General features: G+C 37.1%; 14 protein-coding genes. 7 read left to right on the forward strand and 7 right to left on the reverse strand.

Annotated features, from left to right (window positions below):
- Nucleotides 1-2: 2 nt before the first annotated feature.
- Nucleotides 3-1,103, forward strand: a complete 1,101-nt coding sequence (locus KO561_RS04440; RefSeq protein ID WP_231095931.1) for a 5-methyltetrahydropteroyltriglutamate--homocysteine S-methyltransferase — start codon at nt 3-5, stop codon at nt 1,101-1,103.
- Nucleotides 1,104-1,550: 447 nt separating this feature from the next.
- On the opposite strand, the gene KO561_RS04445 is transcribed toward KO561_RS04440, so the two are convergent.
- Entirely contained in the window at nt 1,551-2,786 is a 1,236-nt protein-coding gene (locus tag KO561_RS04445) for an IS110 family RNA-guided transposase (RefSeq protein ID WP_231095932.1), read from the reverse strand.
- A 470-nt stretch (nt 2,787-3,256) separates the two neighbouring features.
- On the opposite strand from KO561_RS04445, the gene KO561_RS04450 reads away from it, so the two are divergent.
- The 4 genes from KO561_RS04450 (at nt 3,257) to KO561_RS04465 (ending at nt 5,106) form a co-directional block, all read left to right on the forward strand.
- Nucleotides 3,257-3,679 carry a MarR family winged helix-turn-helix transcriptional regulator gene (locus tag KO561_RS04450; protein ID WP_231095933.1) on the forward strand — a complete coding sequence of 141 codons (423 nt, stop codon included), beginning with the start codon at nt 3,257-3,259 and terminating at the stop codon, nt 3,677-3,679.
- Between the two features lie 67 nt (nt 3,680-3,746).
- Nucleotides 3,747-4,298: a GNAT family N-acetyltransferase gene (locus KO561_RS04455; protein WP_231095934.1), complete on the forward strand. Its 552-nt coding sequence runs from the start codon at nt 3,747-3,749 to the stop codon at nt 4,296-4,298.
- Between the two features lie 344 nt (nt 4,299-4,642).
- Nucleotides 4,643-4,825 carry a hypothetical protein gene (locus KO561_RS04460; RefSeq protein ID WP_231095935.1) on the forward strand — a complete coding sequence of 61 codons (183 nt, stop codon included), beginning with the start codon at nt 4,643-4,645 and terminating at the stop codon, nt 4,823-4,825.
- Nucleotides 4,813-5,106: a type II toxin-antitoxin system RelE/ParE family toxin gene (locus tag KO561_RS04465; protein ID WP_231095936.1), complete on the forward strand. Its 294-nt coding sequence runs from the start codon at nt 4,813-4,815 to the stop codon at nt 5,104-5,106. Before KO561_RS04460 ends, KO561_RS04465 begins: the two co-directional genes overlap by 13 nt.
- 290 nt (nt 5,107-5,396) lie before the next feature.
- Here KO561_RS04465 and KO561_RS04470 read toward each other — a convergent pair whose 3' ends face one another.
- The gene (locus KO561_RS04470) at nt 5,397-6,248 is read right to left on the reverse strand and encodes a DegV family protein (protein ID WP_231095937.1); all 852 of its coding nucleotides are present in this window, start codon (nt 6,246-6,248) and stop codon (nt 5,397-5,399) included.
- Between the two features lie 152 nt (nt 6,249-6,400).
- Nucleotides 6,401-6,625, reverse strand: a complete 225-nt coding sequence (locus KO561_RS04475; RefSeq protein ID WP_231095938.1) for a uracil-DNA glycosylase family protein — start codon at nt 6,623-6,625, stop codon at nt 6,401-6,403.
- A 232-nt stretch (nt 6,626-6,857) separates the two neighbouring features.
- Between KO561_RS04475 and KO561_RS04480 the strand changes: the two genes are divergently transcribed.
- Complete coding sequence (locus KO561_RS04480) at nt 6,858-9,011, forward strand: LysM peptidoglycan-binding domain-containing protein (RefSeq protein ID WP_231095939.1); 2,154 nt, start codon at nt 6,858-6,860, stop codon at nt 9,009-9,011.
- A 263-nt stretch (nt 9,012-9,274) separates the two neighbouring features.
- Nucleotides 9,275-10,963, forward strand: a complete 1,689-nt coding sequence (locus KO561_RS04485) for a serine hydrolase domain-containing protein (protein ID WP_231095940.1) — start codon at nt 9,275-9,277, stop codon at nt 10,961-10,963.
- A gap of 164 nt (nt 10,964-11,127) precedes the next feature.
- On the opposite strand, the gene KO561_RS04490 is transcribed toward KO561_RS04485, so the two are convergent.
- From KO561_RS04490 to KO561_RS04505, 4 genes are all read right to left on the reverse strand, one after another.
- Complete coding sequence (locus tag KO561_RS04490) at nt 11,128-12,021, reverse strand: glycine betaine ABC transporter substrate-binding protein (RefSeq protein ID WP_231095941.1); 894 nt, start codon at nt 12,019-12,021, stop codon at nt 11,128-11,130.
- Nucleotides 12,022-12,035: 14 nt separating this feature from the next.
- Nucleotides 12,036-12,692, reverse strand: a complete 657-nt coding sequence (locus tag KO561_RS04495; protein WP_231095942.1) for a cysteine hydrolase family protein — start codon at nt 12,690-12,692, stop codon at nt 12,036-12,038.
- Between the two features lie 12 nt (nt 12,693-12,704).
- A complete protein-coding gene (locus KO561_RS04500) occupies nt 12,705-13,241 on the reverse strand; it encodes a GbsR/MarR family transcriptional regulator (protein ID WP_231095943.1) in 537 nt (178 codons plus the stop codon).
- Between the two features lie 412 nt (nt 13,242-13,653).
- Nucleotides 13,654-14,223 (reverse strand): TetR/AcrR family transcriptional regulator, encoded by a 570-nt coding sequence (locus KO561_RS04505; protein WP_231095944.1) that lies wholly within the window; start codon nt 14,221-14,223, stop codon nt 13,654-13,656.
- Nucleotides 14,224-14,316 lie beyond the last annotated feature (93 nt).

Consider the following 14,316-nt stretch of genomic DNA (forward strand, 5'->3'; position numbering starts at 1 on the left):
AAATGACCAAAACATTAGTGCGCGCACCATTTAAAGCAGATCACGTGGGTAGTTTATTACGTCCGGAACGTTTACATCAAGCGAGAATTGATTTTAAAGAAGGAAATATTACAAAGGAAGAGCTTCGTTCTGTGGAAACGGAGGAAATCAAGCGAATCGTGGACAAGCAAATCGAAATAGGACTCGAAGCGGTGACAGATGGTGAATTCCGCCGGTCTTGGTGGCATATCGATTTTCTGGAAAACTTAAACGGCTTTGAAGGATATGTTCCGGAGACTGGACTCCAATTTGCGGATGAAGTAACAGAACCGTATGATGTTCGAAACATCGGGAAGATTTCTTTTAACGCGGACCACCCTTTTGTAAAGGATTTTATTGAGTTTAACGAAATTGTGGGGGGACGTGCTGTAGCAAAACAAACGATTCCAAGTCCGAACCAGCTCTTTCATAGAGGAATAAGAAATCCGGAAGTGTATCCAGATCTAGAGGATTACGCGAATGACATCATTGCAGCTTACCGGGATGCAGTTCGAGCATTTTATGATGCTGGTTGTCGTTACCTTCAGTTTGATGATGTCTACATTGCAGGTTTAAATACGGACAATCTTTTTGCCTATGAAGAGATTTCTAGACAAGAGCTAATTGACTTGGCTCTTCGTGTGGTAAATGAGGTATTAGAGGATAAACCTGAAGATTTAGTTATTACGACACACCTTTGCCGTGGAAACTATAAATCTACTTGGGCATTTGAAGGAAGTTACGCACATATTGCCCCAACGCTCTTTGCGAAAGAGAAAGTAGATGGATTTTTCCTAGAATATGATGACGATCGCTCTGGAGACTTCAAACCACTAGATTATATTCCAAACGGTGGTCCACAGGTGGTGCTTGGCCTATTCACTTCCAAATTTGGTGAGTTAGAAGAGGAAGCCCTCATTAAAGCGCGCGTAGAGGAAGCTACACAGTTTGTACCAAAAGAACAATTATGTCTAGGCCCACAATGTGGCTTCGCTTCCACTCACCATGGCAACAAACTAACAGAAGAACAACAATGGGCTAAATTGAAGTATATCGTAGATTTATCAAAAGAGCTTTTGAGATAAGTTGGGATTAGGAGAAGTGCCATTAGGCATAAGTAGTTCACTTTCGATGGAGAAAAACCTAAATAACTAATCGAACAGCATACCAAATCGCATATTGATTGGTATGCTGTTTTTTGTTGATATATCAGTGTTTACTTGAAAGTAGCATCATTTTTAACATTGTAGTTAGCACACAAATTATTAACCTACTAACAGTTGTTAGTAGGTTAATAATTACTATGTTATTTTTATCGCTAAATGGGGTCTAATTGTATTTTGGCAATTTTGTTATAATAGGGATATAAGGTATTGTGAAATTGTACACTTAAACTAAACCAGCTAATAGTTTGTCAATATTTTTCAATAAAAAACTTAAAAAAGGCATGATATACTAAAAAAGAGCACACCAAATAACCATCCATTTCACTGTAATTGGAAGGTTTTATGTTATTTAGTTAGATATAGTGATTAAGCTATATCTTGGAAAGTTGTATTGCTGCTTAATAGGGCAAAGATCCAATGTAAGAGCTTATTTACACAGGCAATTACAGCGACTTTAAAAGGCTTTCCTTCCTCACGCTTCTTGTCATAGAACTCACGTAATTTCTTGTTGCGAGGAATGATTTCGTCGCTAGTCTTACTCTTACGACAATCACGAATAGCACAACGTACTGCCATATATAAGGCATGTCGTAGTCTACTAGAACCTCTTTTAGTTATTCGATTTTGAGTGGCTGAGAATTTCCCAGATTCAAAGACACTAGGATCAACACCTGCGAAAGCAACAAGTTTCTTAGGATTATTAAATCGGTCTATTTCGCCAATTTCAGAAATGATCGTTGCAGCGATCTTTTCACCGATACCAGGGATAGATTTGATAATATGATATTCTTCAATATCCTTAGCGAGAGTGTCTATCTCTGTCTCCAACTTGGATAGATGCTCTTTATATTGAAGAATGATATTAACATATATACCAAGACTCAAAATGTGACTCTGGTAAACGGTCTTCTCAAAAGGATTGCGAGCTGCCGCTGCCTTAAGCTTTTGAGCTTTTTCGGCTGCCCAATTTTTTGATCTACTCTTACAAAGCCCATGAATCGTCTCAATGATAATCTCTACACTCGTTTTCAAAATATCCTCAGAAGAAGGAAACCTTTGAAGAGTTAAGAGTGAAACCACTGAATACAAATCCCCAAAAACCCCTTTATATTCAGGAAACACTTGTTCAAGCACTGCCTGAAATTGAAGCTTTGTTTGCATAGCAACCCCAGTAATATTCTCGTGTTGTCTCGTGAGATTACGAAGATTTAAAAGCTGAACCCCTCGTTTTTTATAAGGCTCTAATTCTTCTTTGTAGAACAACTCACAGAGAAGGTATGCATCAATGGCATCCGTTTTAACTTTCCTCAAACTTGAACTCCTAGCTTTATATGAAATTAAAGGATTAATGATAATTAATAGATAACCACGTTCCTCCAGGTAATGAACAACAGGAGTTTGATAGTGTCCAGTTGCCTCTAATATGACAGTTGGCTTTTGACCAGACTCTTCCTTTACATCCTCAAAAAAATTTACCAGCGTTTGAAGTCCTTCAAGTGTATGAGAAACTTTGAAACTCTTACGAAACGCTTTTCCCTTATCCAAGAATGCTTGAACTTGACTTTCCCCTTTTGAAATATCCAGACCAACGACTGGATTCATTCTCTATCTCCTCCTATAAAATCTGAAAATTGCCAGTAACCCCTAATGCCTAATGTAGTATCATAGCTTCGCTTGTTATACGAGATCTAGGTCCCAACCAGCCTCAAACATGTTTCTACAAGTAGGGGGCGAACGGTTTAGTTGACGGGATCAATGTCCCACGAGCAGTTACGTTCTACCCTGGCTACTGATATAATAAGACCATATAAAAAAAGGTCAACCAGAAATATTTAGCATTCTGGCTAAACTTATAATACGAACGGGCAGGTTAGTTGAATAAACAAGTAAATAAGTATTGTTCAATAAAAATAGTCATCAATAGATAGGTGACTTTTTTAATTCTAACAATTATGTCTTTGTAAAATTCTTTTCTAATCTTAAAATCTTATTAAATAACTTAATGAGGGAAATTGACAAGAACTAATTAAGTAATTATAATTATAATTACTTAATTAGTTGGAGCGTGAAATATGAGTCTTATAAAAAAACTTGATGAATTTTACTATATATTACTGCTTAAAAACCTCAGATCTATGAATAAAAACAGATTATATAAGAATTTAACTTATAATAGTCTTCTGTATTTAGAAATAATCTTATATAACGAAAACTGTACTCCATCTTTTATTGCTGATACTCTTCAAGTGGCTCGTTCGGCTGTAACAATAAAAGTTAATGAATTAGTGGATAAGGGACTTATCATTAAAATTCCTAGTGAGACAGATGGAAGAGTAAGTTATTTGAAAGTAAGTCCAGAGGTTGTTGATGATTATAAAATTATAGATCAATCTATATTAACTGCGGCAACAGAGATTGAGAGTAAGTACAGTAAAGGAGAGATTGAAACATTTATTAGCATGCTTGACATTATAAAAAGAAATTACCGTGGTTAGGTAAATGAAATTGTGAACGGTTTATTAAGGTTCTTCCTATGAAAGTAGTTTGGAGAGGATGAGTTTATTGAGCTTACGATTAGTTTCTATAAACAAGGATTTAAAGGATATCAATAACATAAAGAATTTGTATAAAAATTCATTTCCTGTTAATGAACAAATACCTTTTTGGTATCTTTTGTATAAGTCAAAGAAGAATTATGTAGATCTATTTGCACTTTATGATAATGAGCTGTTTGTTGGTTTTACCTGTTTAATAACTAATAAAGATATTACTTTTGTTTTATACTTAGCAATAGATAATAGCCATAGATCAAGGGGGTATGGTGGAAAGGCACTATCTAAGATAAAAGAATGTTATCCAAACAACCGTGTTGTACTCAACATAGAAGAAGTGAATGTTAGTGCAAAGGATTATCAACAAAGGATGAAAAGAAAGAGTTTCTATTTGAAAAATGGTTTTAAAAATTCACGCTTTAAGTTGAAAGAGGTAAACAATAATATGTTTGAGGTTTTAGTTAACAAGGGGGATATTACAAAAGAAGAGTATCTTAATCTTTTTAAAAAATTTACCGGTAGAACTATCTTTGTATTTGTAAAACCGAAATTAATAACTTAGAAGCTAAGAGTTTCTACTTAAATAAAAAGCTGTATTCTTCTTTAAAATTGTTTAGCTACAAAGCAGTTTTATGTAACAAGGATATTAAAACCTATATGAAAAAATACACTTAAACTAACGGCTACATTTCTTCAATATTAGGGTAGCCTTTTTGTTATGTTACAGTATTACTGAAATAAATAAAAGTTTGAAATGAATAACTTTGTGAAGTAATGCTCTTAAGCTATAAGGTGCAAGAGTGCAAAAGACAAATTTTATTAGTCTAAATATTAATGTTATAAAGAATGATGTGTAATATAATAATTTATATAACACCTTAAAACCTTAAAAAGGAGGTATGTCACATGAGCACGAAAGAAGAAGTGATTAAACTAATTAAGGATTTACCGGAAAATGTAACCCTCGATGATATCATGCAGGAACTATATGTTAGAAAGAAAATAGAAAAAGGAATTAAAGAACTGGATGCTGAAAAATTTATTTCCCATGAAGTAGTTAAGGAGAAGTTAGGGAAATGGCTGAATTAAGATGGGCAGAATCTGCTGTAAAAGATTTAGATAACATTTGTACCTATATTGCTGAAGACTCTGAAGAGTACGCAAGGATGTTTGCAAGAAGAATTATGGATGCAATTGAAACTACTGCTGTTTTCCCTAATTCTGGTCGTATTGTTCCGGAACTGAAAGATGAAAAAATTAGAGAAAAAGTATTATCTAACTACAGGATAATTTATAGAATTAATAATGATGCAGTAGAAGTAGTTCGAATCATCCACAATGCTAGGAACTTTAAAGATATAAACCAATAAACATCATGGCTCTGAATTGCTGGCTATGATGTTTTTTTATAAATAATTAATAAGCTTTGTGAAGCAATACACTTAAAGTAAACTGCACTTAGTCGAACAAGGCAATATAGAAAAACGCTTGGATATACATTGAAAGCTTATCCAAGCGTTTTTTGCGTGTTAAAACAAGCGTTAAAATGTTTGTTAAAGATGCTGCGAAACTATGTGATTTGATATTTTCTCCACGGTAAGTGAACTACTTAATTAGGGCATCCCCTTTTTTTATAACAAAAAACCACCACCGTTCGTTCTTATACTTCTAATCCCGCAATCCCAATGCCCCCAGGTCCTGCATGTGTGGAAATCATGGCACCAGCCTGTATCCACCTTATCTGTTGAAATTCAGCTTCTTTGGCAAGGTCATTCATTCTTTGTTTGATTTGTTCATCCAGTCCAAGCGAGTAGATAAAATATACTTGCTCTCGATCGATGTTATATCGCTCCAAATAATCAGACATTAATTTTTCAGCGACAGAATGCATTTTCCCACGATACTTTTTCGTTGAAACTAGCTTTCCATCCACTAAATCAATACGTGGTTTGATTCTCAACAGGGCTGCTCCTAGGTACGCTGCATTACTTACTCGTCCACCTGCTCGTAAAAATTCTAATTTACCAGGTACAAATGTAAGCCTAGATTTCGGAACTTTTGTTTTTATTTTATCTACTAAGTGATCGGGTTCCATGCTAGATTCCTTTTCTAATAGTGTGACAGCGTACATCACAATAGCCGCTAGTCCACCTGTTACATTTAAAGCGTCAATTAAAAAAATATTCTCAAATTCTTCTGCTGCGTTCATGGCATTTTGAAAGGAAGAAGAAGCTTTAGATGTATAACCAATATGAATAATGGTACAACCAGGGTTGTCTGCTTGAATCTTTTTGAAGAATTCGAGATATTCATGGATGTTGGTAGCCGTTGTAGAGGGTATTTGTTTGGTTCGATCATAGTAGTCATATATATGCTTTACTGGTAATGAACCGTCTAAGTAGTCTTTGTCGTCCATGATGATGTGCATTGGTACAACTTGAACATTGTGCTTTTCAACTAAGTCACTTGGTAAATCTGCGCCACTTTCTGTCGTTAAAATAATTTTTTTCAAATTTTTCCCCTTTCGTAACCGTAGTATTTTTGCCTACTATATATATTCTATTAATGTCTGGTTTGTTCCTTTGCACGATATTATGTAAAAAATAGAACATAGAACCTTATTACAAAAATTTTATCCTCGATTCGATTTCTTGATTCCAATATCTATACTCCATCTTTGTCTGTATCTCTAGTGCCACAAACAAAAGGGTTTCCATCCCGATTTTCTCGAGCACCTGGGTTATCCAAAAGGACCATAATTGGTGCTGATGGATTCCCCTCTCCCCAAACCATTCGAGTACCGTGTTCTATTAAGCCACATACGTCACAAGCTTGGACTTCAATTGGTGTTGGTTCTTCTGGCCACATGCTTGGGCAAAAGTTTGACATGACTGTTTTCTCCTTTGCAATTCATTATATGGAAAGAGGTGGTCACCTCTTCTGCATATTTACATTCTTCCCAAATTTAGCGTTTATATGGTGCACACACGGTACACGATTAATAAAAAGTGACATAAAGCTCTTTTTTGGATTAGTGTCCTTTTGCATATCGAAATCATGATTCTTTGGATTTGTAACATACTAATTGAAAGTACTTTTAAAAAAGGAGATGAGAAGAGCAGTGGACCAAATTAAAGGGTTTCAACTTGAAAAAACAAATCCACAAACGGATGAATATACATTGATTGTCTATCTTGATGATCACTTAACGGAGTTTGCAGATGAATTAGGTAGGATTCCGCAAAGGAAACAAAATATCACCACGACAATTAAGCAAGTTGTAAAGACTCGTTATCCAAATGTACGAATCACAATGGCGAAAGTTATCATCAGCGGAGCTGTTATTACGACCATTCCGATCATGGCACAGTCTACCGTTCATGCAGCTGAATCAAATCCAGCAACATCTCAAGTTTTGGATGCGACATCCATTTACTATCATGTAGCATCCGGTGATACACTATGGATTGTTTCCAAAAAATTTAACACATCTGTTGATCAAATTAAACGAGCAAATAACCTGAAAACAGACACATTACTAGTGAACCAGCAACTTATCATTCCAAAAGCATTTCACACGATAGGGGTTGGGGATTATTTAACCGTACTTGCAAGAGATTACGATGTATCAGTAGATGCGATTAAAAAGGCTAATGGTTTAACAACGGATGCAACAAAACTTGGACAAACATTGACTATTCCGACTCTGATCAATAGCCAAGTGGACCAATCTACCGCAACTGTTTCTGAACCGAAAACTCAAGCATCCTCTTCCTCTTATACAGTTGTCTCGGGTGATAGCTTATCTGTTATAGCTAAGCGCTTTAATGTTTCCGTGGACGATTTGAGGAAAGTCAATGGTTTAACCTCAGATTTTATAGGGGTAGGCCAAGTACTAACCATACCGGATGGGGGCACTACTCCTGTAGAAACACAACCTGTTAATCCTACAGGAAATACCACAAACTACACCGTCAAATCAGGGGACAGCTTGTCCGTCATAGCCAAGCACTATGGTACGACAGTAGAAGCACTTCGAAGTGAAAATAACTTAACTTCGGATTTTATAGCTATGGGACAAACGCTTAAGGTACCAACAAGTGAAACAAGTGATATAACCACTCCGGAACAAACTACTGGAAGTTATACCGTTGTATCAGGCGATAGTCTATCTGTCATAGCGAAACGATTTAATAATTCCGTGGACGAGCTACGGAATGCCAATGGATTAACCTCGGATTTTTTACGTGTTGGCCAAGTACTAATCATCCCGGATGGGGGCACTACCGCTGTAGAAAAACCTGCTAATCCTACAGGAAATACCAATGACTACACTGTTCAATCAGGAGATAGCTTGTCCGTTATAGCCAAGCGATTTGGTACAACAGTAGAAGCATTGAAGGTAGAAAATCATCTAACGTCAGATATTCTAAGGGTTGGACAAGTATTAACAATACCTACTGATACAACGCCGCCTACACCGACGACGGAAACAGTAAAAGAAGACAGAACTACCTTTGTCTATTCTGTAAGATCGGGTGACAGCTTATCGGTAATAGCCAAAAGATTTGCTGTAACGGTTGATGATATCCGCACAGCAAACCAACTAAGAAGTGATAGCTTGCAAGTAGGTCAAGCATTAACCATTCCAAATGGATTACATGCACCAACTCAGACTGGGACGAACACAATCTCTTACAAGACCCATACTGTTCAATCAGGGGATAATATCTGGGACTTAAGTGTTCAATATGGTATCCCTCAGGCTGAATTATTACGGGCAAATAACTTAACTACCAAAAGTATGCTTTCTATAGGTCAAACATTAAAGATTCCTGTTCACAACATTGCAGTTAAGACAGTTGTAAGTGCAAAACATGGCGAATATCTGGACTGGTGGACGGAGGCCCAATATGTGTTTGCAATAGGGAAGACTGCAAAAGTTACAGATGTCGTAACGGGGAAAAGTTTTAACATCAAGCGGACAATCGGGGCAAATCATGCAGATTCTGAAACCGTAACAGTCGCTGATTCTAATATGGCGAAATCCATTTGGGGTGGATACTCGTGGAGACCAAGAGCAGTACTATTAGAAGTGGATGGAAGAAAGCTTGCAGCAAGCATGAGCTTTTTCCCACACGAACGGGAATATATTATGAATAACGGCATTACAGGTCACTTTGACGTGTACTTTGGCAATAGCACAAGACATGTGGATGGGAAGGCTGATGCCTCTCATCAAGCCCAAGTGGAAAAAGCAGCAGGTATCCGTTAATCTTTCAGTGACGGAGATGAAAAACTAAAAAATTGCTACTAATAAATCCAAAATTTCTTAACTGCAGTTCATGGCATCTAGCTAATGGACTGCTGTCTATTTTAAAACAGTATTCATAAAGGTAATACTTTTAGCCTAAAACTATTATCATACAAACACCAACATTCCCAATTATTTCGCTTCCTTTGTCTCATATACATGAACAACTATTCAATCTATCATTAATGTAAGCACTTACATTAATGGGTAAAAGGAGGAAGGAAATGAAACGGAAATGGGCTTATATCACGCTATTGACTATTGTTACGACATCCATTTTTACAACGACAGACATACAGCTAGAAGCAAATAGTAAAGATAATTCCACGATTGTAAAACCTGAGATGAAACGAGTGCAAGAAAAGGCACATCCACATTTCAGGTGGGGGACACCAGGTCCAACTTCTCCTGTCCTGCATCCCGGTTCTATTAGAGGGGCAGGTATGGTAGCAAAACCTTTAAAAGAGATTGATTCTGTCATGACAGAAATGATAAGCGAAGACGTCATGCCAGGCGCGGTTACTTTCGTAGCCAGAAGAGGACACATCGTGCAGCATGAAGCTTATGGCGATGCCGTTCTTTATAAAAATGACCAAGGGGAAAAGATTGAAGATCCTATTAAGATGAAGAAGGATACCATCTTTGATGTAGCTTCTTTGAGTAAAATTTTTACTAGCCTTGCAGCTATGGAACTATATGAACAGGGGAAATTTGAGCTGGATGATTCTGTGTCCGAGTATATCCCCGAGTATGCGCAAAATGGGAAAGAGGAAGTGACCATTCGTCAATTGATGACACATACATCAGGATTCAAGGCATGGGTACCATTGTACACGATTGGTGAGAGTAAGCAGGATCGACTTGATTATGTCTTACAATACCCTTTGGATAATAAACCAGGAACAACTTACACGTATAGTGATCTAAATATGATTACATTGGCAATATTAGTTGAACGACTTTCTGGAATGAGTCTAGATGAGTTCGTCAAAGAGCGCATCACAAAACCTCTCAAAATGAAAGACACCATGTACAATCCTCCTGAGAAATTAAAGAGCAGAATTGCTGCAACGGAGTATCAGCCTTGGACGGACCGCGGGTTGGTATGGGGACAAGTTCATGATGAAAATGCCTGGTCTCTAGGTGGTGTCGCAGGGCATGCGGGTGTATTTTCTACGGCAAATGATTTAGCAAAACTGGGCCACATGATTATAAATGATGGGCGTTATGGTAATAAGCAAATCCTTAAGCCTGAAACAGTGAAGCTGCTGGTTGAAAACCAGATCCCGCAGTTTCCTGGTGATGAGCACGGATTAGGCTGGGAAGTAGGACAAGGTTGGTACATGGACGCCCTTTCCGGAGCATCAACAGTCGGTCATACAGGATACACGGGTACTTCGATTGTGATTGATCGAGAAAATGATACGGTTGCGGTCCTATTAACGAATCGGGTACATCCAACAAGGGAAACCGTATCTACCAACCCGGCAAGGAGGCAATTCGCCAGACAAGTAGCGGACGCGATACCAGTAAATGTTCCGCATAAGAGCAAAACGTGGTTCTCTGGTTACGGGGACAAAGCAAACAAGAAATTGGTTGCTGAAGTAAATGTAAAAGAAGAAAGTACACTTTCATTCGAAACATGGTACCGCATCGAAGCGGGATATGACTTTGGAAACATCCAAATCTCTAGTGATGGTGAGACTTGGACAACGGTTGGAGAGCCCTATACCGGCTTCAGTCCAGGGTGGACGGAGCAGAAAATAGCGATACCTTCTGGAACAAAATTTATGCGATTCAGTTATGAGACGGACTCTTCCACAAACGGGCGAGGCTGGTATGTCTCCGAGCCTAAGCTGAACAATGTTAGGCTGGACTTCTCCAGTGATGATTGGATAATAAGAAATTACTAAGGAAAAAAGCAACTTCTATGATGCACATTTTTATATGAAGAAATGTGTCGCAGTTATAGAAATTGAAAATGTAGACTTCACTTAGGTGTGACTTGAATTCAAAAATAAGCAGGCCAACAAGATGTTGACCTGCTTATTACTTACGTTCTATATAAAAGGGAGTGTTATTCTCCGATCATTTGATCTACTTTATCACGGTTATTCTTAATCCATTCAGCAGCTAAGTCTTCGAAGGATGTACCGTGTTGTTCATTTTTACTTATCATCGCTTCTAATTCAGGGATAGTAATGCTCCAATTGGATAGGATTTCATACGCTTCTGGATGCTCTTTCTCAATCCCTTTATAGGACAATACATAGACGTTATCTGCTTTAAAATATTCTTCTTGACCTTCTAAAAATTTCAAGTCATTACGTGCGAAGATAGAGTGTGGTCTCCAAGCAGTGAATACAACAGGCTCTTTCTTATCCATTTTGTCTTGTGCAACTGAAATCATGGCACCTTCACTAGAAGGTGTTAATTTTAACCCGTGTTCTTCCAGGTTTTCACCTTCCATTAATTGTTGTGAAATTTCAACAATGCCTGCACCTTCTGCAATGGTAACTACTTCGCCATCATATTTTTCTGCATTTTCTTTTAAATCTTCAATAGAGTTTTCCTCTACATAAGAAGGTACGACCCATCCAAGTTCTGCGTTTTCATAGCTAGTTGCTACTTTCACTAAATCTTCCTTGTACTTTTCCCATCTAGGAGCTTCTGTATATGGTAACCATGCATCCATAAAGAAATCGATATCTTTATTTTTCATACCATCCCAGATAACTGGTTGAGAAACTTGCTTGACTTCCACCTTATATCCTTGTTCCTCTAAAATTTGTTTGGCAATTTGTGTTGGTGGAGCAGTACTGGACCAAGGTGTTTGTCCAAACACAATCGTTCCTTTTTCTTCATTTGTTTCTTTGTTTGTGTCGGTTGCATTATTTTCTTCTTCTCCATTGCCACAAGCGGCAAGTGTCAATAAAGCTACAGTAATAAATAACAGTAAAAACTTCTTCATGATGAATGTCTCCTTTAGTCCATTTTTTTGAATATCTCTCGCATATTTTCCGGAGTATATTGTAGGGAATCCACTTTGTCTGCTTCCCAAGCATCGTAAGCTTCTCCATTCATGCGCTTGAGGATATTCGTCGTATCATAGATGTTAAGGTTGTACACCCAATTTGCTATCATCATAAGGGATGCCATATGAGATCCTTCATTGGAGGCTGCACAAATGTCTTTGATTAGGTGGATATTGTAATCTCTAAAATAGGCATCAAACACAGAGGTTAATAGACACCCGTCTGTCACCACTCCACCAATCACAACATTTTTTACGTTCAGACTTCTAAGGGTAAGATCTAAACTAGTTTCGTGAAAAGCACTCCATCGGTATTTATCAATAACAATGTCATCTTCTTTTGGCTTTATTTCATCTAAAATTTCTATACTTTCATTAGCTGTGTTGTAAAAAAACGGTGTACCATCGTTGTTTAAAGGTTCTCCTAAGGAAAGACCAATCCCATCAGCTCGATTGATTTGCCTCGTGTAAATTATAGGGATGTTCTTTTCTCTAAATCCGTTTATTAGTCTTTTAGCATTTGCAACTACTTGTTCCATTTGATCGAGTCCAAAATTACTTTCCTTTTGAAGGTCGATGAGTACCAAAGCGGTGTTCTGATTGTTCATGTTGTCGCTCCTTTATTTCTTTGTTTTGGGTAAATAATCAAATATCTCCCCGGATTCCATCGCGTTTGCAAGCCGCATCGTCCAATCAAAATAGTTGTAAGAGTTATTAATGAGATCTAGATCTTTTTGTGCCTCTTCTTTAACTTGATCATCGGATGTATCACGCACGATAGCTTCTAAAGTAGGCTCAACTTGTTCTGTGGCCTTCATAATTAGATTACGTTCTTGTCGTATTTTTTTAATGAAGAACGAGAGGAAATTTCTTAAATAATCCTTCTCTGCAACATAATGGTCTTTTCGATCCCCTTTCATCCAGACCTTCGTGACCATATCGGTTTCCAATAGTTCTCGCATTCCATTGCTTACACTTGCTTTACTCATGGCAACTTGATTCTTGATCTCATCAAGAGTAAGTGGTTCAGAGGAAAAATAAAGCACACCGTAAATCCGGCCAACAGATGGAGTTACTCCATAGATAACCATGGATTGGGCAATAGCACTGATCATAATGTCACGTGCTTGATCAATTGATTCGCGCTCAGTGGACAATAGTATCAACCTCATTTGTTTATTTTGTTTAATTAATATTGTACATATTAAACTAATTGAACTAAAAAATCAAATATTCCTGGGAAGTACAAGTGAGAACGAGAGGAAACAAGGAAGGGTTTAGCTACAAGCTTGTCTTTTTAGTGTGTGGAAATTTTTAAAAATTACATATAAAAATCCATATGAAAAAGAGGTTGTCCCAAAAGTTAACTCTTGGAGACATCCTCTTTTTCTTTTGCATCGATATAAGGTTTTATAAATAAATTATGTACTCGGCGAAGTACATCGCTTCACTTAGATTGCTAAAATCATGATTAATTTTCCCGTTTTTCAGATTTCACATTAAAATAAGTATGAATAATAATCACTAGAAAATCCACCTATATTATTGAGCAAATCAACATACAAGCATTCATTTCATCCCTAAAAGTCCTTTCTTGATGAGACTGTTTATGATTTCAGCCATTTCTTTTGGGGATTTGTCCATTCCATTGTTTAGCCAATTTTTAATCACGTGAATACTTCCACTGATGACGAACGTACTCAAATACTCAGAAACATCCTCATCGAGGTAGTCAACCGCCATCCAGCTTTTCATAAAGAAATGATGTGCGAAATCAATCACCTTCTTCTGGAAGGTCGTGTCAATGTTTTCATTTAGAAGCGTTTTGCATACTTCCTGCTTTGACGCGAAGTATTCTAATAATTTTTCGATCATCTGAAGGTCGTTTTCTTCTTTTTTAAAATTGTGTTGACTCAAATACCCCGCCATATCTTCCATAATTTCATCCTCTACTTTGTCCAAAAGATCATATTGATCAGTGTAATGGGAATAAAAGGTGGAGCGATTGATATCGGAGAGTTCACAAATTTCTTTTACCGTAATGGATGAAATCTGTTTTTCGTTTAATAACTTCATCAAACTATCCTTTAAAACCATTCGTGTATATTTTTTACGCCTGTCTAATTTGGAAGTAGTCATAAAAGAACTCCTTTCTATTGTATGCTAGGAAAATCATAAGTTTTTAGCACGGAAGATTGTTCAACTTAGAGAAATTTTCATGGAGCTAAGCAA

The organism is Radiobacillus kanasensis, from assembly GCF_021049245.1.
Lineage (GTDB): Bacteria > Bacillota > Bacilli > Bacillales > Amphibacillaceae > Radiobacillus > Radiobacillus kanasensis.